The following is a 1,250-nucleotide window of genomic DNA, read 5'->3' on the forward strand; positions in this document are numbered from 1 at the left end:
GGAGCGGCAGCGCAAGCTGGAGCTGATCCGTACGCCGGTCCTCTCGTGCTACCGCATCGCGGTGATCAGCCTCAAGGGCGGCGTCGGCAAGACCACGACGACCACCGCGCTCGGCTCGACGCTGGCCACCGAGCGCCAGGACAAGGTCATCGCGATCGACGCCAACCCCGACGCGGGCACGCTCGGCCGCCGGGTGCGGCGCGAGACCGGCGCGACCATCCGCGACCTGGTCACGGCGATCCCGTACCTCAACAGCTACATGGACATCCGGCGGTTCACCTCGCAGGCGGCGTCCGGTCTCGAGATCCTCGCCAACGACGTGGACCCGGCGGTCTCGACGACCTTCAACGACGACGACTACCGCCGCGTCATCGACATCCTGGGCAAGCAGTACCCGATCATCCTCACCGACTCGGGCACCGGTCTGCTCTACAGCGCGATGCGCGGGGTGCTCGACCTCGCCGACCAGCTGATCATCATCTCCACGCCCTCCGTGGACGGTGCGAGCAGCGCGAGCACCACGCTCGACTGGCTGTCCGCGCACGGTTACGCCGACCTCGTCCAGCGCTCCATCACGGTCATCTCGGGGGTCCGCGAGACCGGCAAGATGATCAAGGTCGAGGACATCGTGTCGCACTTCGAGACCCGCTGCCGCGGGGTGGTCGTCGTGCCGTTCGACGAGCATCTGTCGGCGGGCGCCGAGGTGGACCTCGACATGATGCGCCCGAAGACCCGGGAGGCGTACTTCAACCTCTCCGCCATGGTCGCCGAGGACTTCTCCCGCGCGCAGCAGGCGCAGGGGCTGTGGACGGCCGACGGCGGCGCCCAGCCGCCGCAGATGGCCCCGCCGCTGCCCGGGCAGGGCCAGCAGCCCTACCCGGGGCCGTACGCGCCGCAGCAGGGCCAGCAGCCGCCGCCGTACGGGTACGGCTATCCACAGCAGGGGCAGCCGTCGCAGCAGCCGGGCTACCCCGGGCAGCCCGGTCAGCCCGGCCCGCAGCAGGGCTGGTATCCGCCGCAGCAGCCGAACCAGGCGCAGCAGCAGCCCCAGCCCGGTCAGCCCTGGCAGCCCGGGCCCCAGCAGGGCCAGCCGCAGCCGCCGCAGCAGGGTCAGCCCGGGCAGCAGCCGCCGCCCCCGCCGCAGGACCAGCAGGGGCAGCCGTGGCAGCACCAGCCGCCGCCCCCGCCGCCCCCGCAGTAGCCCGTACGAACGGCGTGTTGGTGTGTTTTTATTTTTTTTTTTTTTTTTT

General features: G+C 70.8%; 1 protein-coding gene. It reads left to right on the forward strand.

Features of this window, described 5'->3' with window-relative positions; translation table 11 throughout:
• The coding region (locus tag SSOG_RS12920) for a MinD/ParA family ATP-binding protein (RefSeq protein WP_039937408.1) at positions 1-1,201 on the forward strand (1,201 nt) is incomplete at its 5' end.
• Between the last annotated feature and the right edge of the window lie 49 nt (positions 1,202-1,250).

Source organism: Streptomyces himastatinicus ATCC 53653 (assembly GCF_000158915.1).
GTDB lineage: Bacteria > Actinomycetota > Actinomycetes > Streptomycetales > Streptomycetaceae > Streptomyces > Streptomyces himastatinicus.